Origin of the sequence: Streptomyces lomondensis (assembly GCF_014651035.1) — a bacterium.
Taxonomy (GTDB): domain Bacteria; phylum Actinomycetota; class Actinomycetes; order Streptomycetales; family Streptomycetaceae; genus Streptomyces; species Streptomyces lomondensis.
The window spans coordinates 248,639-274,643 of sequence record NZ_BMWC01000009.1; the positions used below are offsets into that span (position 1 = coordinate 248,639).

General features: G+C 71.9%; 24 protein-coding genes and 1 pseudogene. 14 read left to right on the forward strand and 11 right to left on the reverse strand.

What is annotated here, in order from left to right:
- Positions 1-66 precede the first annotated feature (66 nt).
- Complete coding sequence (locus IE255_RS28055; protein ID WP_190053158.1) at positions 67-1,980, forward strand: phosphatase PAP2 family protein; 1,914 nt, start codon at positions 67-69, stop codon at positions 1,978-1,980.
- A 168-nt stretch (positions 1,981-2,148) separates the two neighbouring features.
- A pseudogene (locus IE255_RS28060) lies at positions 2,149-3,686 on the forward strand (ArnT family glycosyltransferase).
- 75 nt (positions 3,687-3,761) lie between these two features.
- Here IE255_RS28060 and IE255_RS28065 read toward each other — a convergent pair.
- Together IE255_RS28065 and IE255_RS28070 are read right to left on the reverse strand one after the other, a co-directional pair.
- The gene (locus IE255_RS28065; protein ID WP_190053159.1) at positions 3,762-4,163 is read right to left on the reverse strand and encodes a DUF3662 domain-containing protein; all 402 of its coding nucleotides are present in this window, start codon (positions 4,161-4,163) and stop codon (positions 3,762-3,764) included.
- Positions 4,164-4,217: 54 nt separating this feature from the next.
- Complete coding sequence (locus tag IE255_RS28070; protein ID WP_190053288.1) at positions 4,218-4,451, reverse strand: hypothetical protein; 234 nt, start codon at positions 4,449-4,451, stop codon at positions 4,218-4,220.
- 95 nt (positions 4,452-4,546) lie between these two features.
- Between IE255_RS28070 and IE255_RS28075 the strand changes: the two genes are divergently transcribed.
- From IE255_RS28075 to IE255_RS28090, 4 genes are all read left to right on the forward strand, one after another.
- Entirely contained in the window at positions 4,547-5,464 is a 918-nt protein-coding gene (locus IE255_RS28075; protein ID WP_190053160.1) for a MurR/RpiR family transcriptional regulator, read from the forward strand.
- 282 nt (positions 5,465-5,746) lie between these two features.
- Positions 5,747-6,121, forward strand: a complete 375-nt coding sequence (locus IE255_RS28080) for a hypothetical protein (protein ID WP_190053161.1) — start codon at positions 5,747-5,749, stop codon at positions 6,119-6,121.
- Positions 6,122-6,164: 43 nt separating this feature from the next.
- Entirely contained in the window at positions 6,165-6,731 is a 567-nt protein-coding gene (locus tag IE255_RS28085; protein ID WP_190053162.1) for an antibiotic biosynthesis monooxygenase, read from the forward strand.
- A gap of 103 nt (positions 6,732-6,834) precedes the next feature.
- On the forward strand, positions 6,835-9,231 hold the full coding sequence (locus tag IE255_RS28090) for a SpoIIE family protein phosphatase (RefSeq protein ID WP_229906624.1): 2,397 nt from the start codon (positions 6,835-6,837) through the stop codon (positions 9,229-9,231).
- Positions 9,232-9,485: 254 nt separating this feature from the next.
- Here the strand turns inward: IE255_RS28090 and IE255_RS28095 are convergent, their stop codons facing one another.
- Both IE255_RS28095 and IE255_RS28100 read right to left on the reverse strand, forming a co-directional pair.
- Complete coding sequence (locus tag IE255_RS28095) at positions 9,486-9,974, reverse strand: flavin reductase family protein (RefSeq protein ID WP_190053164.1); 489 nt, start codon at positions 9,972-9,974, stop codon at positions 9,486-9,488.
- A 108-nt stretch (positions 9,975-10,082) separates the two neighbouring features.
- Positions 10,083-10,799 (reverse strand): peptidoglycan-binding domain-containing protein, encoded by a 717-nt coding sequence (locus IE255_RS28100; RefSeq protein WP_190053165.1) that lies wholly within the window; start codon positions 10,797-10,799, stop codon positions 10,083-10,085.
- A gap of 224 nt (positions 10,800-11,023) precedes the next feature.
- Here IE255_RS28100 and IE255_RS28105 point away from each other — a divergent pair, with 224 nt between their 5' ends.
- Complete coding sequence (locus IE255_RS28105) at positions 11,024-11,692, forward strand: TetR family transcriptional regulator (protein WP_229906634.1); 669 nt, start codon at positions 11,024-11,026, stop codon at positions 11,690-11,692.
- A 151-nt stretch (positions 11,693-11,843) separates the two neighbouring features.
- Positions 11,844-12,257: a Zn-ribbon domain-containing OB-fold protein gene (locus tag IE255_RS28110; protein WP_190053281.1), complete on the forward strand. Its 414-nt coding sequence runs from the start codon at positions 11,844-11,846 to the stop codon at positions 12,255-12,257.
- A gap of 7 nt (positions 12,258-12,264) precedes the next feature.
- Here IE255_RS28110 and IE255_RS28115 read toward each other — a convergent pair whose 3' ends face one another.
- The 3 genes from IE255_RS28115 to IE255_RS28125 all read right to left on the reverse strand — a co-directional run bounded on the left by IE255_RS28115 (position 12,265) and on the right by IE255_RS28125 (position 15,275).
- Positions 12,265-13,602, reverse strand: a complete 1,338-nt coding sequence (locus IE255_RS28115; protein ID WP_190053167.1) for a Gfo/Idh/MocA family protein — start codon at positions 13,600-13,602, stop codon at positions 12,265-12,267.
- Positions 13,603-13,670: 68 nt separating this feature from the next.
- Complete coding sequence (locus IE255_RS28120; RefSeq protein WP_190053168.1) at positions 13,671-14,051, reverse strand: PPOX class F420-dependent oxidoreductase; 381 nt, start codon at positions 14,049-14,051, stop codon at positions 13,671-13,673.
- Between the two features lie 45 nt (positions 14,052-14,096).
- The gene (locus tag IE255_RS28125) at positions 14,097-15,275 is read right to left on the reverse strand and encodes a MalY/PatB family protein (RefSeq protein ID WP_190053169.1); all 1,179 of its coding nucleotides are present in this window, start codon (positions 15,273-15,275) and stop codon (positions 14,097-14,099) included.
- Between the two features lie 24 nt (positions 15,276-15,299).
- On the opposite strand from IE255_RS28125, the gene IE255_RS28130 reads away from it, so the two are divergent.
- Complete coding sequence (locus tag IE255_RS28130) at positions 15,300-16,289, forward strand: hypothetical protein (protein WP_190053170.1); 990 nt, start codon at positions 15,300-15,302, stop codon at positions 16,287-16,289.
- Between the two features lie 123 nt (positions 16,290-16,412).
- Positions 16,413-17,771 (forward strand): S1 family peptidase, encoded by a 1,359-nt coding sequence (locus IE255_RS28135; RefSeq protein ID WP_190053171.1) that lies wholly within the window; start codon positions 16,413-16,415, stop codon positions 17,769-17,771.
- A 20-nt stretch (positions 17,772-17,791) separates the two neighbouring features.
- On the opposite strand, the gene IE255_RS28140 is transcribed toward IE255_RS28135, so the two are convergent.
- The 3 genes from IE255_RS28140 to IE255_RS28150 all read right to left on the reverse strand — a co-directional run bounded on the left by IE255_RS28140 (position 17,792) and on the right by IE255_RS28150 (position 20,119).
- A complete protein-coding gene (locus tag IE255_RS28140) occupies positions 17,792-18,616 on the reverse strand; it encodes an EamA family transporter (protein WP_190053172.1) in 825 nt (274 codons plus the stop codon).
- A 56-nt stretch (positions 18,617-18,672) separates the two neighbouring features.
- A complete protein-coding gene (locus tag IE255_RS28145) occupies positions 18,673-18,858 on the reverse strand; it encodes a hypothetical protein (RefSeq protein WP_190053173.1) in 186 nt (61 codons plus the stop codon).
- Positions 18,859-18,958: 100 nt separating this feature from the next.
- A complete protein-coding gene (locus IE255_RS28150) occupies positions 18,959-20,119 on the reverse strand; it encodes an ROK family transcriptional regulator (RefSeq protein WP_190053174.1) in 1,161 nt (386 codons plus the stop codon).
- 170 nt (positions 20,120-20,289) lie between these two features.
- Here IE255_RS28150 and IE255_RS28155 point away from each other — a divergent pair, with 170 nt between their 5' ends.
- From IE255_RS28155 to IE255_RS28170, 4 genes are read left to right on the forward strand one after another with little or no spacing between them, the layout of a single operon-like run.
- Complete coding sequence (locus IE255_RS28155; RefSeq protein ID WP_190053175.1) at positions 20,290-21,255, forward strand: carbohydrate ABC transporter permease; 966 nt, start codon at positions 20,290-20,292, stop codon at positions 21,253-21,255.
- 18 nt (positions 21,256-21,273) lie between these two features.
- Positions 21,274-22,197, forward strand: coding sequence for a carbohydrate ABC transporter permease (locus IE255_RS28160; protein ID WP_190053176.1), 924 nt, complete (start codon positions 21,274-21,276; stop codon positions 22,195-22,197).
- Positions 22,198-22,207: 10 nt separating this feature from the next.
- Complete coding sequence (locus IE255_RS28165; RefSeq protein ID WP_190053177.1) at positions 22,208-23,551, forward strand: ABC transporter substrate-binding protein; 1,344 nt, start codon at positions 22,208-22,210, stop codon at positions 23,549-23,551.
- A gap of 28 nt (positions 23,552-23,579) precedes the next feature.
- The gene (locus IE255_RS28170; protein WP_190053178.1) at positions 23,580-24,779 is read left to right on the forward strand and encodes a Gfo/Idh/MocA family protein; all 1,200 of its coding nucleotides are present in this window, start codon (positions 23,580-23,582) and stop codon (positions 24,777-24,779) included.
- 27 nt (positions 24,780-24,806) lie between these two features.
- On the opposite strand, the gene IE255_RS28175 is transcribed toward IE255_RS28170, so the two are convergent.
- A complete protein-coding gene (locus tag IE255_RS28175) occupies positions 24,807-25,502 on the reverse strand; it encodes a L,D-transpeptidase family protein (RefSeq protein ID WP_190053179.1) in 696 nt (231 codons plus the stop codon).
- Positions 25,503-26,005 lie beyond the last annotated feature (503 nt).

The following is a 26,005-nucleotide window of genomic DNA, read 5'->3' on the forward strand; positions in this document are numbered from 1 at the left end:
CACCCCGGCCGCACGGCCGAAGTCGCGCAGCAGAACCCCTTGGCAGAACTCAAGAGAGGCACCCCCATGCCGTCATCAGCCGGGCACCGCACCGCCGCCGTCAACAGGCGGGGTTTCCTCAAGACCTCCCTCGGGGCCTCGGCGGGCGTGCTCGCCGCTCCGGCCTTCGTCACCTGGCTGGGCGCCGCGGACGCGAAGGCTGCCACGGGCTTCGCCGCGTTCGTCGACGACTACAAGTCGAACGTCGTGGCGAACCAGACCCCCGAGACCAACGCGGTCGTCCGGATCCTGGGCGGCATGGCGAAGGTGTGGAAGACCGGCGACGCCTGGGACACCGGCCTGGTCCTGGACCGCGAGGTGCTGCGCGCCAACATGCGCTACTGCGCCCGCGTCACGCAGGCCCGCACCGAGGCGCAGGCGAAGGAGGCCTTCCTCTACGACCGCCAGCACCAGAGCTACGCCATGATCGCCGGCCTCGGCCCGCTCGCCGACCTGTACAAGGCGGGCGCCAAGGCGGTCACGTCGATCACCGGCGCCCCGGACGGCACGCCGCCCGGGAAGATCAGCGACACCCTGCCCGCCGACGCCCCGGCCGGGTCCGCGCTCGGGGCGGGCTCGTACGACTCGGAGCTGGGCCGGGTCGCGAAGCTGGTCGACACCGTGCGCGGCCCGTTCGCCTCGGGCAACCCGGCCAAGTTCGCCTTCCAGTACCCGCGTCCGTGGCGCATGAACGAGGACAGCGAGGTCGTCGACACCGGGAAGAAGGACGCCTTCGGCTACCCGGTGTACGACTCGGACGTCGTCGTCGCCCCGCAACTGCTGCGCCAGCGCTCCGAGAACGCGGAGGAGGACGGCGGCTTCCCCAGCGGCCACACCAACGCCTTCCACCTGGCCGCGCTGGCCTTCGCGTACGCGGTGCCCGAGCGCTTCCAGGAGCTGGTGACGCGTGCGTTCGAGCTCAGCCACACCCGGATCATGGCGGGCATGCACTCCACCGTCGACGTCGTCGGCGGCCGGATCATGGCCACCGCGCTGACCGCAGCGGCGCTGGCCGACCCGGCGAACGCGGAGCTGAAGGCGGCGGCACGCACCCAGGCCCTCGCCTACTTCACGCGGCGGACCGGCACGACGGCGGACACGCTGTACGCCTACGCCCACCCGGGCGCCGGGGACGCGTACGCCGACCGCGAGGCCAACGCCCGTGCGGTCGGGCCCAAGTTGACGTACGTCCTGCCGCGCCGCGGCCGCAAGGACCCGCTCACCGTGCCGAAGGGCGCGGAGGTGCTGCTGGAGACGCGGCTGCCGTATCTGACCGCGGCGCAGCGGCGCGAGGTGCTGCGCACGACCGGGCTGCCCTCCGGGTACGTCCTGCTGGACGGCTTCGAGCAGTGGGGCCGGCTGAACTTGTTCGCCGCGGCGGACGGGTACGGCGCCTTCGACACCGACGTCACCGTGACGCTGGACGCGGCGGCCGGCGGCTTCCACGCGGCCGACAGCTGGCGCAACGACATCGAGGGCGACGGCGCTCTGACCAAGCGCGGCACGGGCACGCTCACCCTCACCGGCCACAACCGCTACCACGGCGGGACGGTCGTCGAGGCCGGCACGCTGGTCGCCGGGTCGCCCAACGCCCTGGGCCAGGGCGACGTCCGGGTCACCGGCGGCACGCTCCGCGCGGACCAGGTCCTGCGGGTGCGCGGCTCGTACGTCCAGGAGGGCGGGGCGACGCTGGAGTTGCTGCTGCGCAAGCACCACGGCCCGGCCCTCACGGTCAGCCGACGCGCCCTGCTGGGCGAGGGCAGTGTGCTGTCGCTGCGGCTCGACACCGAGCGGCCGCCGGTCGCGGGCACGACCGTCCCGGTGCTGTCGGCTCCGTCACTGCGCGGCCGGTTCGACCGGGTCGAGCTGGACTCGACGACCCTGCGGGCCGTGCCCGTCCACACGGCTGACGGACTGTCGGTGCGACTCGTGCGGCGGTGACGCCGTGCGCGGCGGGGGCTGATGCAGAGTGGGTCCATGAGGGACCTCTGGACCGCTCCCGCCGTCCCGCGGCCGCTGTCGCTCCCGCCCCCGGTGCCCCCGGAGGCCGTGCGGCGGACGGGCAGGCGGTGGCCGGTGCTACTCCTCGTGGTCCTGCTGCTCGGGCAGATGGCCCTCGCGATGGTGACGGCCGCCGTGCGGCAGACGCCGACGATCGACGAACCGGTGTACGTGGGCGCGGCCGCGGAGTACGTCCACGAGCACCGGCTGCGCCACAACCCCGAGCACCCGCCGCTCGGCAAGCTGGTCATCGGTGCGGGAGTCGCCCTCGCCGATCCGCACATCGACTCGTCCTTCACCGGGGACCAGGGCCGGGTGGGGCGGCAGCTGCTCTACGAGTCGGGCAACGATCCGTGGCGGTTGACGCTGTGGGCCCGCCTTCCGGTGATCGCGCTGACGTTGCTGTTCGGGCTGGTGGTGTTCGCCTTCGCCCGCGAACTGGCCGGGCCCGTCGGCGCGTTGGCGGCGCTCGCCCTGTACTGCTTCTCCCCCGACGTCATCGCCCACGGCTCCCTCGCCACGCTCGATGTGCCGGCCGCCGGGTTCGTGCTGACGTCGGCGTGGCTGGCGTGGCGGGCCCGCCGGAGGCCCGGGCTGTACGTCCCGCTCGCGGGGTGGCGCTGGGCGCCGCACTGGCTACAAAGATGAGTACGCTGCCCGCCGCTCCGGTGCTGATGGCGCTGGCCGCGGTGTCGGTGTGGCACGGGTGCGCGGGGGGCCGGCGCCTGGTACGTGCGGTGGCCGGCGCGGGGTTGGTGGCCCTGGCCGCGGTCGCGGTCGTGTGGGCCGCGTATCTGGTCGTCGATCCTCGGCTGCGCTGGACTCCGGAGCAGCATGTGCCGGTGGTGCACGGGATGCGGGGTCTGCTGGTCGAGGCGCTGCCGTTCCCGGAGGCCTACCGGGACGGGATGCGCGTGCAGTTCGCACTGGAGAACCGGCCGTGGCAGGGGTTTCTGTACGGGCGGCTGTACGACGGCTCGCTCTGGTACTACCTGCCGGCCGCGCTGCTGGTGAAGACGCCGCTGGGTGCGCTCGCGCTGTGGGTCGCCGGTGCCGTTGTGGTGGTGGCGGTACGGCGGCTGCGACCTGCCGCTCCTTATGTACTGGCCGCTCCCCTGGTGCTGCTGGCTGCGGCCATGCAGGGGACGCGGGATCTCGGGACCCGCTACGCGGTGTTCCTGCCGTTGTTCCTCGCGGTGGCGGCGGGGGGCCTGCTCGTGGTGCGGCGGCGGTGGGTGCCGGCCGGGGTGGCCGTGCTGGTGGCGTTCGTCGCGGTCAGCTCGCTGCGGACGTTTCCCTACTATCTGCCGTACTCCAACGAGGCGTTCGGGGGGCCGGGCAGGACCCGGGAGTGGTTGCACGACTCCAACGTGGACTGGGGGCAGGATCTCGGGCGGCTCGCGGATCGGCTGCGGGAGCGGTATGCGGGTGAGCGGGTGTGGCTTGTCTACAAGGGGAGTGGGGTGCCGGGGTTCTACGGCATCAGGAGTGCCGATCCTCGCGGGGTGCCTGTCGGCGACGTGCGCGGGGTGTTGGTGGTGTCGGACTCGGCTGCCGCGAAGGCTACGGGGCGGCTGGCCGAGTTGATCGGCAGTAGCCGCCCCGTTGATCATGTCGGGTACTCGATCACGATCTATCGCCGTTGAGCGTCCCTTACTTGTCGGCTGCGGGTTCGCTGTGGCTGGTCGCGCAGTTCCCCGCGCCCCTAAAAGAAGGGCGTTTCAGTGTGCGGCGTGGAAGAAGCCGTCGGTGCTTACGTTGGGCATCACCCTGCTGGCCACCTTGTAGCGGCCGTTGGGGACGTCGGGGCACCTCGCCACGTGGACCGCCAGGGGGCCCGCCCACTCGTAGCCACGGCGTTCCGCGTGGCGGGCCAGGCTGTCGGTGAGGGCCTGGCCCACGTCGGTACCGCTGCGGGTCAGGTGTTCGTGTACGTCGTCGGGCAGTTCCACGTCGTAGGCGTTGGGGACCATGACGCGGCCCTCACGGCACACCACGGCGTTCTCGTCGCACTCGCGTCGCAGGGCGTCGACGACCTCGACCGGTTCCTTGTCGAGGACTCGCGCCCACAGCGCCTCCCATCGGCTCTCCAGGGTCTCTTCCAGCGCGCTCAGGGCGCCCATGCGGTCTCACCTGCCGGAAACGTCGTCGGTTCGGTTGCGGTGGCCGGGGGTGTGCTACCGCTTGTCGTAGTCGTCGGGGCGCACCTCGGCCTCCTCCAGGGCCTCGCGCATCGTGCGGCCGGTCGCGCCCGGCGGCCGGTTCCGGTTCTCGTCCTGGTGTTCCAGGACCTCGTCGGTCGTCGCCGTCTTCGGCCGGTTCTCCTCGGGGACGGTCATGCCGGTGGCTCCTCGTCCGTCGTACGGGATCTTCTGCGGCGGCGGGTTCCCGCCCGGCGCTCGGGTATCCACCTGCCGGGCACCTCATGTGCTCCCGTGAAGAAGCCCTGGTCACCACGGTGCGTGAGCTATGTTGAACGTCCCTGGGAGACGAAGGAGGCGCACCGGTGCCATCGCCGCAGCAGGCACGCGCACAGGCATCCGCGATCACCTCGGGGAAGGCCGCCCCGGAAGCGGAGGTCTCCCCGTCCGCCCAGCTCAGGACGCTCTTCGACCGGCCCCGGCTGTCCCCGGGCCAGCGGCGCATCGCCCAGTACCTGATCGAGCACATCACCGAGGCGGCGTTCCTGTCGATCACGGATCTCGCGGACCGGGCCGGGGTGAGCCAGCCCTCGGTGACGCGGTTCGCCTCCGCGGTCGGCTTCAGCGGCTACCCGGCGTTGCGGGAGAAGCTCCAGTCGATCGCGCTCGGCACCCTCGCCGGCGGGCCGGCCGAGGAGAACCGGGGCAACGAGCTGCAGGCGGCCGTCGACGCCGAGATCGAGAACCTGGAGAACCTGCGGCGGGACTTCGCCGACCCGGACCTGGTGATCGACATCGGCCGCAAACTGTCGTCGTCGACACCGCTGACCGTCCTCGGCCTGCGCATCTCCGTCTCGCTCGCGGAGTACTTCGCCTACGCCGCCCGCCGGATCCACCCCGACGTCAGGCTCGTGACCCGCGGCGGCAGCGTCGCCTACGACGCGCTGCTGCAGTCCCGCGAGGCGGGCGGCACCTGGGTGCTGGCGTTCTCCATGCCCCGGCACGCCCAGGAGACCCTGACGGCCGTCCGGGTGGCGCGGGGCGCCGGGCTGAAGGTCGCCCTGATCACCGACCTGGCGCTCGGGCCGCTCGCCGACGAGGCCGACGTCGCCTTCGCCACCGGGACCGGATCGCGCCTGGTCTTCGACTCCTACGCCGCCCCGGGCGTGATGTGCTCGGCGCTGCTCCAGGCCATGACGGACGCGGATCCGGAGCGGACGCAGGCCCGGCTGGAGGAGTACGAACAGGTCGCCGACCAGCACCAGTTCTTTCTCCGGGACTGACCTCCTCCGGGAAGAGCGGCAGCCACCCGACTACTCACGTGGAGCATCCACAACAAAGCACGCATGAATGTTTTCATGCTCCTTGAAAACCGGATGGCATATATAAATACTGCTCACGGATCGAGACCCGGCCGTTCCGGATCCGTTCCGCACCCGAGGAGGCCGGGTCCTACCCGCTTCGGCGCCCCGGGTGTCCGTGGCGGCCCCGGTCATCCCCTAGGCCGGGGCCGCCCCGACCCCGTCGTCCACCCTCACGACGCCGCACACCCGGAAGCGATGATCATGCCCCTGACGTCCACGCGCATCAGCCCGGACTGGCCCCGCCAGGTCAAGACCCCCGGAAGCTACGACTGGGAGCGCTCTGCGGCCAAGTGGCTGCGCGAGCTGGTCCCCGCGCGCTACGCCGGCTACCCCGTGTTCATCCGCCACCCCGTGCTCCTCGCCCGGCACGCCCAGATCCAGGTCCAGCACGAGATCCGGGTCGCCCGCACCGCCCTCCAGACCGCCCGCGCCGACCTGCCCGGGCTCGGACTGCACGAGGGCGTCATCGAGCACACGATCAAGCTGTACGCGGCCGAGGTCATGCAGCTCCAGCACATCGCGCGCGGCGTACGGGCGGTCACCCAGGCCCTGGTGGAGGCGAACCGCCAGCCGTGACCGGGCGGGCATGATCCGGGCCGCGCGTGGCACCCGGGAGTGAATGAGCACCACAGAAGTCCGCCGCGGCGAGCCGGTGACCACGGTCCTGACCTGGCAGGTGCGACCCGGCCGGGAGCGGCAGTTCGAGGAGTGGACGCGCGGCATCACCCGCTGCGCCAGAGAGTTCCCGGGCAACGAGGGCGTCTCCTGGCTGACGCCGGAGGACGGCCACCGCTACCACGCGGTGCTGCGCTGGTCCGACCAGCACCGGCTCGCGGCCTGGCTGGAGTCCGAGGAACGGGCGCACTGGCACCGGCGGATCGAGGGCATCGCCGCCGAGGTCAGCAGCGAACGCCAGTCGACGACCGGCATGGAGACCTGGTTCAGCCTGCCGGGCACCACCGTGCAGGCCCCGCCCCGCTGGAAGATGGTCCTCACGACCTTCCTCGGGGCCTATCCGTTCGTCGTGCTCATCCAGTGGCTGGTGACACCGCACACCACGGGCTGGCCGATGCCGCTGCGGGCCGCCGTGTTCCCGCTGGTGCTGCTGCCGGTGCTGACGTACCTGGTGATGCCTCGGCTCAGCCGGCTGCTGCGGCAGTGGCTCTACCCACACGACGGCCACTGAGGCACCGCCAGGGCCGATGTGACGGATGGGGCCCCAGGGTTGCGTGAGCACTCCGCGAGCACGAGGCCGTCTCGAATCGGGCCGCGTGTGCGATGCTCAACGCGTGACGAGCGAGCCCGTGACACCGGCCGAGCCCGGTGCCGCACCGGACCTGGCCGAACTGGCCAGAGTCGTCGCCCGCCAGCGGGCCGAGCTGGACCGGCTGCGTGACCAGGCGGCGACGTCGGCCGTCGTGGAGCGGGCCAAGGGCGCGGTGATGGCGCTGACCGGGTGTTCCGCGGACGCCGCGGGCGAGCGGCTGCTCCAGCGGGCCAAGGCGGCCCGTCGCACCCTGCTGGAGGAGTGCTGGATCACGCTCGGCAGCCTGGGCCCGACGGCGCCCGCCCCGGGTGAGGCGAGCGAGCCCGTCGGCATCGACGCTCCCGGCTCGGATGCGGGCCTCCTGGAGTCGTCGGGCGCACCGGACGACGTCGCCGCCGCTCTGGCCCGCCTCGGCCAGGCCCTCGTTCGGGTGATGACACCGCACGACCTCGCCCGGTGCCTGCTGGAGCATCTCGCGCCGGACATGGCGGCGGACGCCGTCATGATCTACGCCCGCAGGCCCGACGGCGGCCTCGAACTGATCGGGCACGCGGGCATCGACGACAAGCTGGCCTCCCAGTGGCGCCGGGTGCCGCCGCTGAGCGGGATCGCTGCGCTGGAGGCGCTGCGGGCGGGCGAGCCGCGCTGGCTGGAGGACTTCCCCTCGGACGTGGGGCGGTACCTGCTGATCGGGGATCCGCCCGAGCGGTGGCGGTCGCGGGCCTGGCTTCCCGTGTTCAGTGCGGGCTCGGCCGAGGTCTGCATCGGGGTGCTCCGCGTCCGTGCCGGGTCGTTCACCCCTCGCGACCGCGCTCACCTGCGGGGCGTCACCGGGCTGTGCGCCGGCCGGCTGCGCGCCCTCGACGCCCCGGCCGAGCGGTCCGGCGACGCCGCCACGGTCGCGGTCCAGGCGCTGTTCGATGCCCTGCCGGTCGCGGCGATGCTGCTCACGCCGGTGCGGGCCGCGTCGGGTGAGACCGAGGACTTCCGGGTGGAGGCCGCGACCGCCCAGGTGGGCGACCTGCTGGGCCGAGCCGGCGAGGAGCCGGCCGGGCGGCGGCTGCTGGAGTTCCGGCCGGCCCTGGCGGGCGGGCCACTGTGGCGGGGCTGCCTGCGTGTACTGGCCACCGGGGAGCCGTACGAGGGCGAGCCGTACGCGCACGAGGAGGAGGCGGCGGGCGTCGCGGAGCTGTTCATGTACACGGCCCGGGTGGCGCCGCTGGGCGACGCCCTGGTCGTCTCCTGGATCCGGCACGGCTCCTCCGACCGGCAGGAGCAGCGGCTGGCGGACCTCCAGCGGCTGGGCAATCTCGGCTGGGCGAACTGGAACCTGGTCACGCTGGAGGGCTCCTGGTCGACCCAGGTGTTCACCCTCCTCGGCCGGGCCCCCGCGGACGGCCCGGTGCGCCTCACCGAGGTGCCGGAGCTGGCCCTGCCCGAGGACACGCCCGCGCTGACCCGCGCCGTCGGTGAACTCGTCCGCGAGGGGCGGGCGTTCGACGTGCCGTTCCGCATCAGGACGAGCGGCGGCATCCGGCATCTGCGGCTGGTGGCCGAGGCGGTGGCCGACACGCAGGGCACGCCCGTCGAGGTGCACGGCTTCGTACAGGACATGACCGCCCGGCGGCGGGCGGAGCTGGCCCTGGTCGAGAGCGAGCGGGCGATCCTCACGCAGCACGACGTGCTCCAGGCCGAACGGACCCTGGCCTCCCGGCTCCAGCACGCGCTGCTGCCGATGGCGAACCGGCCGGTGCACCTGGCCGGGCTGCGCGTCGAGGTCGCGTATCTGCCGGCCCAGTCGGACGTGCACGTCGGCGGCGACTGGTTCAGCGCGATCGAACTGCCCGACGGGGACGCGCTGCTGGTGGTCGGCGACGTCGCCGGGCACGGCGTCGACGCGGTCGCCACGATGGCCCAGCTGCGGTTCACCGCGAAGGGCATGGTCATCACGGGCTCGTCGCTGACCGGCGCGCTCGCCCGGCTGAACACGCTGCTGCTGCACTCCCGGGACTCCCACGCGACCGCGACGATGGTGCTGGCCCGCTACGAACGGCGGCGCCGTCGCCTGGTCTGGGCGCAGGCCGGGCATCCTCCGCCCCTGCTCCTGCGGGACAGCGCGGCCCGGTATCTGGACCGCCCGAGGGGCATGCTGCTCGGGGCGACCGCGACGCCGGTGTTCGAGGAGGCCGAGTGCTCTCTCGCCCCGGGCGACCGGCTCATCCTGTACACCGACGGCCTGGTCGAGCACCCTCCGGAGAGCATCGACCTCGGTCTGGAGCGTCTCGCCGAGGCCGTGGCGGCCCCGCACACCGACGGGCCCGCGTCGCTGGGGCCGCTGCTCGCGCGGATGCTGCCGGAGGAGCGGCGCGACGACGTGTGTGTCGTGGACGTCCGGGTGCCGGGGGTTCAGGAACCGTAGGCGCGGGCGTCGAGCCCGCGGTCACGAGTCACCGCGATGCCGCCAGTACCACCACAGGCCCACGACGAGCGCCAGCAGGAACAGGACGGGCAGCACCAGGCCGGGGATGCGGGAGCCGTTCATGGGCGTGGCCTTCGGTTCGTGGCGGATCGGGCGCCTCGCGCGTCGCCCCGGCCCAGGGTGACGCCGGGCGGGGCCGCCGTTCCGCCGCTTTTCCCAGCCCTTGCCCCGCGTTCGATATGCGGGACGCGAGGTCAGTCGACCGGGTGACCGGGCGGGATGGAGACGGCGTCGGAGAGGCGCAGCAGCGGCCCGTCGTAGGTCTCCTGTCCGCCCCACTCGACCGGGTCGAGGACGAAGCCGATGTGGTCGCCGCCGCCGGCGCGGGTCATGATCCGGCCGACGAACCAGGCCGGGGCGTCCTCCAGGACGAGCGCCCCGCCGTACGCCTCCCGCAGCCGCACGTCCTGGAACTTGTCCGTCCGGTCGCCGGTGCGGCCGCCGAACAGCTCGGCGAGGCCGCGCTGTTCGCGGGCGAGCAGGTGCACGGCGAGCACCTCGGCGTTCCGGGCCACCCGGAAGGTGTGGTTCAGCTCGGACAGCCACACCACGAACCGCACGGGCCGGATCGAGCACTGGGAGGCGAACCCGACCAGGCAGCCCGCCCGTTCACCGCCCGCGACGGCCGTGACCACGCACATGTCCGGGTCCAGCCGGTCGATGAACGCCTCCATGCCCGCCATGTCGACACCGCTCCTTCACCCTGACGTCTGCCGAGCCTCGGCTTCACCTCACCATGCCGGGCGGGTGGATGCCATCCGGGGGGGGTGGTGCCGGGCGGGCGAGACCGGTCAGCTGGTGGTGGGCGGGGTGCGGGATTCCAGTGCGGCGCGGGTGTCGTTGCCGTAGACGCCGGTCTCGTCGCCGCGGATGCCGTACCAGAGCTGGAAGCGGGCCACCGCCGCCGTGAGGGTGGGGTCGTAGCGGCCGCTGGTGGAGCCGTCCCGGTAGACGTCCGGGATGCGCAGGAGGCGCTCCTGGAGCTCGGTGACCTCGGGGCCGGTGGCTCCCTCGCGGAGCGTTCCGGCGCCGTCGGGGTCCACCGGTGCCGTGGCCGGCGGGGTGGGGGTGGGGGCAGCGGCGGAGGCGGAGGCGGAGGCGGGCGGCCTGGGTGCGGGGGCCGCCTTGTCGTCCGTGTTCTCGCCGCGCAGCAGCAGCGCGCCGCCGAAGCCGATCACCGCCGCCGCGACGACGGCCACCGCGACGGCGGCACGGCGCAGTCCGGCTCCCGGGAGTCCCGCGGAGCCGTCCCCGTACCGGCGGGTCTCCCGGGCTACGGGCGGGAGTTCCTGGGTCAGGGCCTCTGAGCCGGCCGGCGGTCGCGGCAGGGCGACGGACTCGTAGCCGCCCGGCTCGTGGCCGCGGGACGCTGAGGAGGCCACGCCGGTCTCCTCGCGGAACTCCCGCATCAGCTCCGCGAGCGCGTCGGTGCGGCGGGGCCGCAGGACGCGGATGGGTTCCAGGGCCGGGCCGTCGTGCGGCGGCCGGGGCTCGGACGGTGTCGACACGCGTGCTCTCCTTGCGTCCGGGCTCGGGGGCGCCCGTCTTCTGGGATCGTCCTGCCGCTAGATACGCGGCTCCCGCGCCGGGAGTTCAGAGAGCACCCGGGTCCGGGGCGCGGAGCACTCAGTTCCTTCCGAAGAGTGCACTGAGTGCCATGCGGGACTCCGCGGGTGCTACGTTCCAGGCCATGAGCTCCGAGAAAGCCGGCGCCGGGACCGGAAAGCCGCCCATGCGGGACGCCTTGGTGGCTGCGGCCTTCCAGTTGTTCCTCGAGCGGGGGTACGAGCAGACCACCGTCGACGACATCGTGGCGCTCGCCGGGGTGGGACGGCGCTCCTTCTTCCGCTACTTCCCCTCCAAGGAGGACGTGGTCTTCCCCGACCACGAGCGGTGCCTGGCCGACATGACGGCCTTCCTCGCGGCGGGCGCGGACGACGCCGAGCCCGTGCGGCGGGTCTGCGACGCGGCCCGGCTGGTGCTGCGGATGTACGCCGAGAACCCGACGTTCTCGGTGCAGCGCTACCGCCTCACCAGGAAGGTCCCCGGGCTGCGCGCCTACGAGCTGTCGGTGGTGTGGCGCTACGAGCGCGCCCTCGCCGCCTACCTGCGCCGGCGCTTCGCGGCCCGCCGGGACGGGACCCTCCAGGCCGATGTGATCGCGGCGGCGGTGGTCGCGGCGCACAACAACGCGCTGCGCTCCTGGCTGCGTTCGGACGGGCAGGGCGAGGCGAGCGCGGCGGTGGACCACGCGCTGGCGTACGTGCAGTCCGCCTTCGGCGAGGCGCCGGTGCCTCCGGCCGGGGAGCGGCCCGAGGACGTGGTGGTCGTCGTCTCGCGGCGCGGAGCGCCCCTGTGGCGGGTGGTGCAGGAGATCGAGGCGACGCTGGGGCGGTCCTGAGCGCCCCAGATTGAGGGTACGGAGTGCCTTTACGAGTGGCACTGAGTGCCATACGCTGTGCTCCGTGCACGGTGGCACGGCGAACCGCGCACGCCTGTGCGCGGGTGACCGCGCCCACGGGATTCCGGCCGAGTGCAGGGAGTTGACCAGCGTGTACCACCACTCAGGAAGCGTCGCTCAGCAGGCAGCCGGCTCCGCGACGGGTCTCCTCGACCCGAGGGGCCAGGACACGGAGGCCATCCTCTTCCAGCGCTGCACCTGGTGCGGCACCGCCATGTACCACCGGCTGCTCTGTCCGGTCTGCCGGGGCAGCGAGCTGCGTACGGAGCGCGCCGAGGGCACGGGCACGGTGCGCCACTCCACGGTGGTGCACCGCAACACGCCCGCGGCGCGCAACGTGTCCCTGATCGAGATGTCCGAGGGGTTCGTCGTGCGCGGCCGGGTGATGGGCCCGCCCATCGGCATCCACAGCGGGGACCGGGTCCGGCTGTCCACGGCCAAGGACCCGGTCCGGGGCGAGCCGGTCTTCCAGTTGCTGGACGAGCCGTACCGGGCCTGGAGCTGACGTCCCCTCAGCCCGGGATCAGTTCGCCGGTGCGCACGGGCCGTCCGGTCTCGAAGCTCCGGTTGGCCGCCAGGCCCACCGCCAGGGCCAGCGCTCCGTCGCGCTCGGTGGCTGTCGGGTGGGTCGCTGCCGCGGCGTCCGCCGCACGGGTCGGGTCGGCGGGGCCGAACAGCGCGTCGAGCATGCGCGGGTCACCGCCGCCGTGGGCCTCGTGGGCGACCGCGAGCGGCACGTCGACCGGAGGCCGCCACAGCGGGCGCAGGGTGAGGCGGGCGCCGCCCGCGTGCTCGGCCGCCGTGTCGCCGTGCACCGCGCCGGCCGCCGAGGTGGCCCGGGTCAGGGGCGGCTGCCAGCGGCTCTCCTCGACCTCCAGCTCCAGCCGGCCCCCGCTGCCGTTGAACATCACCCGGTAGCCCTCCCACGGGGAGTAGGCGGTCAGGTGGTACGTCATCGTCGCGCCGCGCGCGTAGCGCACGAGGACGGACATGTCGTCCTCGATGGTGATCGGCCCGTCGAAGACGTTCCGGTCGCGCAGGTAGCCGTCGTCGCGTTCGGCGTCCAGGTAGAGGGCGCGCAGGGTGTCGTTGCCCGCGAGGTCCAGGGCGAAGGGGTCGTCGGCGGCCCGGTCGGAGCCGTGGGCGCGGTCGTACTCCCGCCGCAGTCCGTGCCGCTGCCCGGCCTCGCGGCCGTAGAAGCCGAGCCGCCCGTAGCCGAAGGCCTCCTCGGGCGCGTCGGCGAGCCACCAGTTGACGAGGTCGAAGTGGTGCGAGGACTTGTGCACCATGAGGCCGCCGCTGTGGTGCTTCTCCCGGTGCCAGCGGCGGAAGTAGTCGGCGCCGTGCCGTACGTCGAGCAGCCACTCGAAGTGCACCGACAGCACCTCGCCGATCGCGCCGCCGGCGAGCAGGGCGCGGACCTTCTCGTGCACGGGGTTGAAGCGGTAGTTGAAGGCGACGGTCAGGGAGTTGCCGGTCTCGCGGACGGTGTCCAGGATGCGGGCGCAGCGCTCGGCGTCGACGGTCATCGGCTTCTCGGTGACGACCCGGCAGCCCGCCTTCAGGGCCGGGACGATGTAGCGGTCGTGCTCGGCGTCGACGGTGGTGACGACGACCTCGTCGATGTCCTCCTTCGCCAGCAGGTCGGTGAAGCGGTCCGGCTCCCACGGGGTGGCCGCGGGGGCGCCGGCCTCGGCCAGCAGGCGGTTGTGGAAGGCCATCCGGGTCGGGCTGGGGTCGCACAGCGCGGCCACGACGTGGCCGGGGCGTTCGGCGAGGCCGCGGGTGAACAACCGGGCCCGGTGGCCGGTGCCGACGACGGCTGCGCGCAGGACGGGAGTTCGGCTCATGGCAGGTGGCCTTTCCCGGGGACGGGGCGTCCACTCCCCCGGGCGCGAAAGCGCTTGCCGAGCGGGGGTCAGAGCGTCACGCGGATGCCCACGGTGCCGTCCAGGCCCCGGCGCAGCCGGCTGCCGAACAGCGTGAGCCGGCCCGTGAGGCCGTACTTGCGGGCGATCAGCCTGCGGTAGCGGGCGGTGGTGGCCGGGTCGCAGATCTCGGCCGTCGCGGGCACCTGGTCGCCGGTGGGGTTGCCGCGCCGGTCGCAGGGGCCGACCAGGACGTCGGCGCGGTTGCGGATCCGCTTCACCTTCCAGGAGTCGGCGGGGGTCCAGACGCCGAGCGCGTCCCCGTCCCGTACCACCCAGACCGGGGTGGCGACCGGCGTGCCGTTCCGGCGGTAGCTGGTGATCAGCAGGTAAGTGCCCGCGCCCAGTCGGTCCAGCGCCGTGTCGTCCATGGCGGGCAGTGTACGAGCGGGTGTTCGTGTGGCGTACCCCCCGGGTCAGTGCAGTGCCGCCGTCATCCTCCGCACCGCCTCCGTGATCACCTCCGTCGAGGTCGCCAGGTTCAGGCGGGCGTGGCCGGCGCCGCCGGTGCCGAAGGGCAGGCCGGAGTTGAGGGCGACACGGCCGCGGTGCAGGAAGACGTCCGCCGGGTCGTCGCCGAGGCCGAGGGCGCGGCAGTCGAGCCAGGCGAGGTAGGTGGCGTCGCCCGGGCGGTAGCGGATCCCGGGCAGGTGCTCGGCCAGCAGGTCCGCGAGCAGCCGCCGGTTGGTGTCGAGCCCGGCCAGCAGGGCGTCCAGCCAGGCGACGCCGTCGCGCAGGGCGGCGGTGTGGGCGATGATGCCGACGTGGCTCGGCCCGTGCCCGACCTCCTCGGGCATCCGGGCCAGGTCGGCGGCGGCCCCGAGTCCGGCGATCGCGAGGGCGGCCTTGAGTCCGGCCAGGTTCCACGCCTTCGAGGCCGACATCAGCGACAGGCCGCGCTCGGCGCCCGGGACGCTCAGGTACGGCACGAAGTCCGCGCCGCCCACCACGAGCGGCGCGTGGATCTCGTCGGCGACGACCCGCACGCCGTACCGCTCGGCGAGCGCGGCGACGGCGGACAGCTCCTCGGCGCTGTGCACGGTGCCGGTCGGGTTGTGGGGGCTGCACAGCAGGTAGGCGGCCCGCCGCCCGTCCGCGACGGCCTGCCGGAAGGTCTCCTCCAGGACGCCGAGGTCGATGCGCGCATCCGCCCCGAGCGGGGCCTCCACCACCCGCCGGTCCAGGTGCGCGACGAAGTGGTAGAACGGCGGGTACACCGGGGAGTTCACGACCACCGCGTCCCCGTACCCGGTGACCAGCTTGAGCATCTCGACGACGCCCAGCATGACGTCGGGCACGATCGCGGTGCGCTCCACCGCGAGCCCGTCCCAGTCCCATCGCTTCCCGGCGAAGGCGGCCAGTGCCTCCGCGTAGGCGGTGCCGGCGGGGTAGCCGGTGTCACCGAGTTCCAGCGCGTCGGTGACGGCGCGCAGGACGGGCTCGGCGAGCGGTACGTCCATCTCGGCCACCCACAGGGGCAGCACGTCCTCGGGGTAGGTGCGCCACTTCATGCTCGTACGGCGCCTGAGGCCGTCGAGGGTGAGGAGTTGCAGGGGATTCGGTTCACCGGACGTCGCGTGCGGGATCCTGGTCATGGGCACACGATAGGGGGCCGTGCGGTGACCGGGAATCTTGAGGACGGGGAGCGGGAAGGGGCCACGGGCCCGTTCCTGGAGATCGCCTGCGACGAGTCGGGGTCGGACGGCGAGAACCTCACCGGCGGGAACACGGACGTGTTCGCGCACGCCAGTGTGTCGCTGTCCGTGGCCGAGGCCGCGGCGGCCGTACGGGAGATCCGGGACCGGATCCGGTCACCGGCCGAGGAGTACAAGGCGAACCACCTGCTGCGGGAGAAGCACCGCGCGGTGCTGGAGTGGCTGCTCGCGCCGGACGGCCCGATCCACGGGCAGGCGCGGGTACATCTCATGGAGAAGACGTTCTTCGTGGTGGACCGGGCCGTCGGCCTGCTGCTGGACGATCCGGCCGCGGCCGTCGCCCTGTTCCGGGCCGGACCCCCCACCTTCGGGGAGGAGGGCTGGCGGACGTTCCTGGAGGCGGCCAACCGGCTGCTGCGGGTCCGCGGCGACGGGGAGCCCGTGAACGCCTTCTACGGCACGGTGGACGCCCTGCGCCGCGCGCACCCGGGCACGGACGCGGCGGGGATCCTGGAGCGGCTCGCCGCGACCCGGCCCCGGGCGGTCTCCTACCGGGCGGGGTTCCTCGACGGGCCGCCCCTGATCCCGGTGCTCAACCCGCTGCTCCCGGCAATCGTGCGGACGGCCGCGCTCTGGAGCGGGGACGGCCGGCCGGTCCGGCTGGTGCACGACCGGCAGAACATGCTGACGCCGGACCGCATCGCGTGGCTCGAGGAGGCGGCCCGGCGGGCCGGGGTCGGCCTCGCCGGGCTGCGGCTGGTCGTCGCGCGCGAGGACGCGCGGGTGCAGGTGGCGGACTTCCTCGCCGGGATCGCCCGCAAGATCGCCTCCGACGAGCTGAACGGGCGCTCGGACCCGGCGCTCACCGCCCTGCTGCGGCCCTATGTCGACCCCGCCTCGGTATGGGGCGACGCGCGGAGCCGGGCCCTGCTCGCCGCCCCGGTCGCCGGCTGACGGCTCAAGAGATCACGCGTGCGCTGAACACGGCACGGCTGCGGCCCGTATGGATGAGGGGCGCTCAACTCAAGGAGGGCCCCGCGGTGTTCACACCGTGATGTTCGGGTTCGGGAGCCATGCATGAGGCACGCACGACGACGGGTCGTCCGGCGAGTGACACGGCTGGCGGCCGTCGGCGGACTCCTCCTCGGAGGAGCGATGGTCACACGCGCCGTGGCGAGCGAGCCCCCGGATCCCTCCATCGGCGTCCCGTATTCCGCGCAGCCCGCCACCGGCATGGGCACCGACCTCGTGTCCCGGCTCGGGGCCTCGCGCACGGCGGGCAGCTGGGTCGACTCGGCCGGGCGGCCGGTCGTCGCGGTCACCGACGAGAAGGCCGCCGCCGAAGTGAAGCGCGCCGGGGCCCAGGCGAAGATGGTCCGCCACAGCATGAGCGACCTCAAGTCAGCGACTGCGACGCTGCGTTCGGCACCCAGGGTCGCCGGGACGTCGTGGGCTCTGGACTACAAGAGCAACCAGGTGGTGGTCCGGGGCGACAGCACCGTCTCCGCCGCCGACTGGTCCCGGCTGACCGAGGTCGCGGAGGACATCGGCGGCTTCGTGCGCATGGAGCGCACCGAGGGCACGTTCACGACGCGCATCAACGGCGCGGAGCCGATCCTGTCGACCGCCGGGCGCTGTTCGGCGGGGTTCAACGTGACCGACGGGAAGAGCGACTACATCCTGACGGCCGGGCACTGCGGACCGGACGGTTCCGTCTGGTTCGCCGACGACCGGGGCCGGAAGCAGGTCGGCACCTCGCTCAGGGGGAGCTTCCCCGGCGACGACTACTCGCTGGTGAAGTACGACAGCGGCCGGGCGGGCGAGGGCGCGGACGTCGTGGCCGTCGGGGAGGGCAAGGGCGTGCGGATCACGGGCGTGGCCGACCCGGAGGTCGGGCAGAGGATCTTCCGCAGCGGCAGCACGAGCGGGCTGCGCGAGGGCGAGGTGACCGCGCTCAACGCGACGGTCAACTACCCCGAGGGCACGGTCACCGGGCTCATCGAGACCAATGTGTGCGCCGAACCGGGCGACAGCGGCGGCCCGATGTTCGCCGACGGCATCGCGCTGGGCTTGACGTCCGGCGGCAGCGGGGACTGTTCGGCGGGCGGTACGACGTTCTTCCAGCCGGTGACGAAGGCGCTGACGGAGCTGAACGTCAAGCTGATCGTGGCCAAGCAGGCCGGCGGGGGCGGCGGCACCGGTGCCTCACCGGCGCCGTCGGCCCCGCAGGGCGCCGCCGCCTCGCCGGGCTCGTCTGCTCCGGTGACGGGCGAGGACGTGTCGGGCCTGCTGACCCGGCTCAGCGATCCGCGCAACGTCGGTCCGGGCCTGCTGGTCATCGCGGGCAGCCTGGTCGCCCTGGTGGCGACCCGGTGGATCCGCGCCGAGCAGGACCGCAAGGCGTACCGGCAGTACTACTCGGCCACCTGGGGGTGATCCCGGTTCCCGTGTCCCGGTCACCCCAGGGTGAGCAGCACCGTCGCGACCCCCGCCCCCAGCAGGCCCATCATCTGGCGGCGGCTGATCCGCTCGTGCAGGAGCGCGAGGCCGAGGACGACCGGGAGGGCCGGGTAGAGGGAGGCGAGGACGACGGCCACGGCCAGCAACTGCCGCTGGGCGGCGAGCAGATACAGCACGAGGCCCAGTGCCGCCCCGGCCCCGATGAGGACGGCCTGGAGGCAGCGCAGCGGCGGCAGCTTCAGCCGGCGGACGTGGCGGGCGGCGTCCGGCAGGAGGACGAGGACCGCGGCGACACGGCCCGCCGCGACGGGCCACAGGCCGCTCCCGGAGGCGGCCTGGCCGAGGGCGAGGTACTGCACGGCCACGCCCGCGCTGGCGAGCAGTCCGTCCGCCGTGCCCTTGCCCGCGTCGGCCCTGCCCCCGGCGACGAACCACAACGCGGGGACCGTGACGGCGATGCCCAGCCAGGCCACGGCTCCGGGACGGTCGCCGAGGACGAGCACCCCGCACAGCACCGACAGCGCGACACCGGTGACGGCACTCACAGGAACGACGACGCTCATCGCGCCGCGGCTCAGCCCGCGGTTGAGGAACCGCATGGCGACGCCGCTGCCGACGCCGGACAGCGCCCCCCACAGCAGGTCGGCGGTGCGGACGGCGTCGGCGGGCAGGAGGAGCGCGGCGGCGCAGGCGAGCAGCAGCCCGCCGAGCTGGCCGAGGAAGGTGACGGCGGCGTGGTGGATGTGCCGGGACAGCAGGCCGCCGGTGAAGTCGACGATGCCGTAGACGACGGCCGAGGAAAGTGCGAGAAGGGCACCCATTGGATCAGGGGTGCCCCGGGACGAGGGTCCGATGCGTCAGCGGACCTGGATGACGCTCAGGCCGCCGGCTGCGACTGCGGGACCGCGGCGGCCCACTCCAGGACGAGCCGCTGGTACTCCTCGCGCTGCTCGACGCTCAGTGTCCCGCCCGACCGGCGCCACAGGGCCCGGATCTCCTCGTTGACCTCGTCAGCCGTCCGCCGGGAAGAGGATTCAACAGTGGTGGACATGATGTGAAGCATACGTCGCCCGAGGTGAAGACGATGTGAGTAATCGTGAGTTAAACGGTCATTCCGGACAGTGTTGCTGATCACGTCCATCTCCCAGTAAACGTGAGCCTGTTCACGCTTCGGCCGATCCCAGCACCAGCACCTTGATGGCCAGGACGGCCGCGCCGCGCGCCCAGTCGTGAAAATCGGACACCTTCGTCTCCACTTCGACCGGGGCGGCCAGGGGGTGCCGGTTGTCGCGGACGGTCTCCTCGACCGTCTTGCCGGCCACGTCCATCAGCCCGACCCCCTCCCCCGCGAGCAGGATCTTCTGCGGCATCACGAAGTTGGAGATCTGCGCGACGAGCGTGCCCAGCGCGCGGGCCGCCTCGTCGATCACCCGGGCGGGCATCGGATCCCCGGCGGCGGCGGCCGCGAGGATCTCCTCGTACGTCCGGTCGCGTCCCGTGGCGGCCCGGATCTGGTAGCGGATGTTGGGGATGGTCAGCAGCGAGACGGCACTGCCGCGCCGGCCGTCCGGGGTGAGCGGGCCGCTCGGGTCCACGATCCAGTGGCGGCCGAAGCCGCGGTCCTCCTCCGCGTAGGGCACCCGCCTGCCGCCCAGGACGAGTCCGTAGCCGAGGCCGGCGCCGATGGTGAGGACGACGAACCGATCCAGGCCGCGTCCGGCGCCGAACCAGGTCTCGGCCTCGACCAGGGCGGCGACGTCGTTCTCGACGACCACGGGCAGCCCGGTGCGCTCCTCGACGAGTTCGGCCAGCGGGACATCCCGCCACAGCAGGAAGGGGGACTCGCCTACGACGGCGCGGTCCTGGACGAAGCCGCCGACGCCGATGCCGATCCCGGCGAGCCGGGGGTGGTCGCGGGTCAGCTCGGCGGTCATCTCCCCGAGCACATCGGCGACTTCGGCGGGGTCGTGGGTGGTGAGCGGACGGTCGTGGCGGGCGACGATCTCGCTTCTGAGCGTGGTGACGACGCCGTAGACCATGTCCTCGGTGATCTTGAAGCCGAGAAAGGACCAGGAGTCGGCGACGACGTCGAGCGGTGTCGAGGGGCGGCCCTGGCGGGCCTCCGCCGGCACTCCCGCCTCGGCCACCTCGACCAGGAGCCCCGACTCGATCAGCGGCTTGGTCAGCCGGGTGAGGCTACCGGCCGAGAGTCCCAGCCTGCGGGCGAGCTCGGTGCGCGACAGCGGACCGTGCACGAGCACCTCGATCGCCACCGAGCGCTCACCCGGGCTCAGCGGCGGCCAGCTGGCGATGCCTGCGGTCATCTCGCTGCGACCCCCCTCGCCTTTTTTTCGCCCTGAAACCAACATGACCACTCTAAGGCGATGGTGGTTCCTGCGAAAAGATGTTTGCACCACTCTTGACGGCGCAATTGTTTCGCACCAAAAGTAAGTCCCGCCAGAGGACGAGCCGCCGCATGCGAGGGAGTCTCCCGATGACCATCGCCTCCAGCAGTCCTCCGTCGCGTCTGCCCACGGGCGGCGCGGCGGAGGCCCGCAGCAGGACCAGGACACGCCGGACCGAGGTGGGCGAGAACCGCGGGGACGGGCGGCTGGCCGCGGTCTTCATCGCGCCGGCGCTGCTCGGCTTCGTGGTCTTCCTGCTCTGGCCGACGCTGCGGGGCATCTGCCTGAGCTTCACCCGCTTCAACCTGCTGACGCCGGCCGAGTGGGTGGGCCTGGACAACTACGTCCGCATGGTCAACGACCCCATCTTCTGGGACTCGTTGTGGGTCACCGTCGAGTACGTCGTCATCAACATCGGCGTCCAGACGGTCGCGGCGCTCGCCATCGCCGTCCTCCTTCAGCGGCTGACCCGGTCGGCGATGCTGCGCGGCATCGTGCTCACGCCGTACCTGATGTCGAACGTGGTGGCCGGTCTGGTCTGGCTCTGGATCCTCGACACGCAGCTCGGCATCGGCAACGAGATCATCAGCGCCCTCGGCGTCGACCGCATCCCGTTCCTCGCCGACGAGACCTGGGCGATCCCGACGATCGCGCTCATCAACGTGTGGCGGCACGTCGGGTACACCGCCCTGCTGCTGTTCGCCGGTCTCCAGGCGATCCCGAACGACATGTACGAGGCGGCCCGGGTGGACGGCGCGAGCGAGTGGCGGATGTTCTGGCGGATCACCATGCCGCTGCTGCGGCCGGTGCTCGCGGTCGTGCTGATCATGACGGTGATCGGGTCGTTCCAGGTGTTCGACACCGTGGCCGTGACCACCGCGGGCGGTCCGGCGAACGCGACCAACGTGCTCCAGTACTACATCTACGGCTCGGCCTTCGGGCGCTTCCAGTTCGGCTACGCCTCGGCCATGTCGGTCGCCCTGCTCATCGTGCTGAGCGCGATCACCATCCTCCAGTACCGGCTCACCCGGGCCGGCCGGACCGACCTCGGCTGACGGAAGGGAGACACCGGCATGGCTGCCGTGACGACAACGACGCCGACGCATGTGCGACCGGCCCGGCGCAGGTTCCCCTTCGGGCGGGCCGTCGCCTGGACCGTGATGGGACTGATCGTCCTCATCACCCTGCTGCCGTTTTACTGGATCCTGCGCACCGCGCTCTCCACCAACGCGGGGCTGAACGCCGACCCCACCAACCCCCTGCCGGTGGGCCTCACCACCAGCGGCTTCGAGCGGGCGCTCGGCCTGCAGTCGGCCGAGGAGGCGATCGCGCAGGGCGGCGCGGGCGGCGGGCTGGACTTCTGGCGCTACCTGCTCAACTCGGTGCTCGTCTCGACCCTGATCACCGTCTGCCAGATCTTCTTCTCGGCGATGGCCGCGTACGCCTTCTCGCGGCTGCGGTGGCGCGGGCGGGACAAGGTGTTCGGGCTGTTCCTGGCCGGGATGATGGTGCCGGCCATCTTCACGCTGCTGCCGAACTTCGTGCTCATCAAGCAGCTCCACCTGGTCGACACGCTCCTCGGCATCGCGCTGCCCACCATGTTCATGACGCCGTTCGCGGTGTTCTTCCTGCGCCAGTTCTTCATGAACATCCCCAAGGAGGTGGAGGAGGCGGCGCTGCTCGACGGCGCCGGGAAGGTCAAGATCTTCTTCCGGGTGGTGCTGCCGATGGCGTCCACGCCGATCGTCACGCTGGGCGTGCTGACGTACATCACCTCCTGGAACGACTACTTCTGGCCGCTGATGGTCTCGTACAGCGACAGCTCGCGCGTGCTGACCGTGGCGCTGGCGATCTTCCGGGCGCAGACCCCGGCGACCGGCGTGGACTGGTCCGGGCTCATGGCCGCGACGCTCATCGCCGCGCTGCCGATGCTGGTGCTGTTCGCCTGCTTCGCCCGGCGCATCGTCAGCTCCATCGGCTTCACCGGCATCAAGTAAGGGGACTGTGATGCGAATTCGTACGCTCGTCGCGGCGGCCGGAGCGCTGGCGCTGTCCCTGGTCAGCGGATGCGCGCAGCAGGGTGCCGCCGGATCCTCCGCGAACACGGTCACGTACTGGCTGTGGGACGCCAACCAGCTGCCCGCCTACCAGGCCTGCGCGAAGGGGTTCGAGAAGGAGAACCCCGGACTGAAGGTGAAGATCACCCAGTTGGGCTGGTCGGACTACTGGACCAAGCTCACCGCCGGGTTCATCGCGGGCACCCAGCCGGACGTGTTCACCGACCACATCCAGAACTTCGGCCAGTACGCCGACCTGAAGGTCCTCGAACCGCTCGACGACCTGGGCATCGAGGACTCCGACTACCAGCCGGGCCTGGCCGCCAACTGGGTCGGCAAGGACGGCCACCGCTACGGCGCCCCCAAGGACTGGGACACGGTCGCGCTGTTCTACAACGAGAAGATGACGAAGGACGCCGGTCTCACCGCCGACGAGCTGAACAACCTCTCCTGGAACCCGAAGGACGGCGGCTCCTTCGAGAAGGCCGTCGCGCGCCTCACGATCGACAGGAACGGCAAGCGGGGCGACGAGCCGGGCTTCGACAAGAACAACGTCAAGGTGTACGGCCTGGCCACCAACGGCGGCGGCTTCGGCGACGGCCAGACCCAGTGGAGCAACTTCGCCGCGTCCGCCGGCTGGAGCTACCTGGACAAGCCGCGCTGGGGCACGAAGTACCAGTACGACAGCAAGGTCTTCCAGTCGGTCATCAAGTGGTACTTCGGCCTGGCGGAGAAGGGTTACATGCCGCCGCTGTCCGACTACAACGTCCAGTCCAACCAGGCGAACACGCAGATCGCCGCCGGGAAGGCCGCCACCGCGTTCGACGGGGCCTGGATGATCTCGTCCTACGCGGGCTTCAAGGGGCGGGACATCAAGACCGCCCTGACGCCGGTCGGGCCGACCGGCAAGCGCGCCACCATGATGAACGGCCTCGCCGACTCCGTCACCAAGGCCTCCAAGAACAAGGAGGGCGCCAAGAAGTGGGTGGCGTATCTGGCCTCGGACAAGTGCCAGAAGGTCGTCGGCGGTTACGGCGTCGTCTTCCCCGCCACCAAGGCGGGGACCGAGGCGGCCGTCGCCGCGTACCGGAAGAAGGGCATCGACGTCTCGTCGTTCACCGAGCCCGTGGCCGACAAGAAGAACTTCCGGACGTTCTCGTACCCGATCGCCAGCTACTCGGCGGACATGACGGCGCTCATGATGCCCGCGATGGAGGACATCTACGGCAACGGCAAGCCGGTCAGCAGCCTCGACCAGACGAACGAACAGATCAACCTGATCCTCTCGCAGTGATCCCCCACCAGTGAAGGGCACGCCTCACATGACGTTCTCCATCGGCATCGTCGGCGCCGGGCAGTTCTCGGGCCAGTTCGCCACCCTGTTCCAGGCCCATCCCGGCGTCCGGGACGTCTACGTCACCGACCTGCTGCCCGAGCGGGCCGAGCAACTCGCCGCCGCCCAGGGGCTGGCGGGCACCTTCCCGTCGTACGAGGCGATGCTCGAGTCGCCGGCCGTCGACGCGGTCGCGATCTTCACGCAGCGCTGGACGCACGGTCCGCTGGTACTCCAGGGCCTGAACGCCGGCAAGCACGTGTACTCCGCGGTGCCCATGGCGATCAGCACGGAGGAGATCGCGGCGATCATCGACGCGGTCAAGGCCACCGGGCTGACGTACATGATGGGCGAGACCAGCGAGTACAACCCGGCGACGGTGCACGCCCGCAACCAGATCGCCGAGGGCGCCTTCGGGCGGCTGTTCTACGCCGAGGGCGACTACGTCCACGACATGGACCTGGGCTTCTACGAGGCGTACCAGTACAGCGGCGGCGAGAACTGGAAGGCGACCGCCAGCTATCCGCCGCTGCTGTACCCGACGCACGCGGTCGGCGGCGTGCTGGGCGCCTGGAAGACGCACGCGGTCAGCGTGTCGGCGATCGGTGTCGTCGACGACCGGGGCGACGGCGTCTTCGACAAGGAGATCAGCCAGTTCGGCAACGACTTCTCCAACGCCACCGCGCTGTTCGAGGTGGCGGGCGGCGGCTCGTTCCGTACCAACGAGTTCCGGCGGGTCGGCTACCCCTCGCACATACGGGAGTCCCGCTTCCGCTTCTTCGGCACCGAGGCGAGCATGGAGCAGCTCGCCACGGTCGCCCTGTGGCAGGACAAGCAGGGGGTGAAGGACATCAGCGAGCTGCTGGAGCCCAAGCCCACCATGTCTCCCGACGACCCGTCGCTCCAGCACATCGCGCCGGAACTGCGGGCCGCCTTCACCTCCGGCTCGGCTCCCGTGCACGACCGCGCGCGGCTGCCGCGGGAGTTCGACCATCTCCACAACGGCCATGAGGGCAGCCACCACTTCCTGGTGGACGACTTCGTGACCGCGGTGAACGACCGCAGCCTGCCGTCGGTGAACGCCTGGGTGGCCGCCCGCTACACCCTGCCGGGCATCATCGCGCACGAGTCTGCGCGGCAGGGCGGGGTACGGCTGGAGATCCCGGACTTCGGGGACGCGCCGCAGTAACGGGCAGGTCCGAGCCGGGTGCCTGGATCAGGTGCCCGGCTTGCGGCCGTACACGAAGACGTCGTCGTTCTTCTTCAGCAGCGACCAGTACTTCTTGGCGTCGGTCTTGGTCATGTTGACGCAGCCGTGCGAGCCCGGCGGGTTCCACATGCTGACCCCGACCGAGTGGAAGGCCTGGCCGCCGTCGAAGAACTGGGCGTAGGGCATCGGCACGTCGTAGATGGACGAGACGTGGTCGATGTTGCGCCAGTAGATCTTCTTCAGGCCGGTGCGGGTCTCGTAGCCGTCGCGGCCGGTGCGGACCGGGACGGGGCCGTAGACGAGCTTCTTGCCGTCCTGGATCCAGCTCAGCTGGAGGCTCAGGTTCACACAGGCGATCCGGCCCTTGTTCACCGGGCACTTGCCGTCCTTGTTGGGGTTCGTCCCGACGGCCTTCTGCTTCAGCATCAGGTCCATCACCCCCCAGGTGACGGAACCGGCGTAACCGATGTTCGGAGAGATGCCGTGCTTGGTCTGGAAGGCGCGGATCGCCTTGCAGTCGGCGGCGGACTGCTTGCCGTCGACCGGGCGGCCCAGGAACTTCTCCACCTGCTTCTGGTACGGGCCGGTCTGCGTGGTGCAGCTCGCGGCCGCGGCCGGTGTGGCGCCGAGCGCGAGCGTGAGCGGTGCCACCAGTGCGGTGATCCCGAGTGTGACGGCACCCCGTCTGCGTACGTCCCCCATGGCTGGTCATGCCCTTTCGCGGAAGTGGTCTGCGATGTCTGCCAACTAGACGGACGTGCGGCGGTTCCGGTTGTGCGCTCGGCCGCGCCGGGACGGAACAGTGACATTCCCCATGCGACAGCACCGCCCGTAAGTTGCACGCATAGGCTTACAAAGTGAACTTACGTACATCACGTACTGATTCTCCAGGCACGTCGGAGCATGTGATGATCGAGACGTCCCCGCCCACAGCACCACCTCGGGTGACCGTGCTCGTGCCGGCCTACCGGGAGGTGGACTCGCTCCCGCAGGTGCTGGCGGCGCCGCTCCGGCAGACGCGTCCGGCGGACCGCGTCGTCGTGACGCTCGACCCGCACAAGGAGAGCGGGCGGACCGCGGAGCTCCAGCGGATCGCCCACGAGGCGGGGGCCGAGGTCTGGCATTCGGCCGGCAACCGGTACAAGAAGGCCGGCAACCTCAACGGGGCCCTGGGCTGCTGCCGGAGGTCTCCGATCAGGACGCGA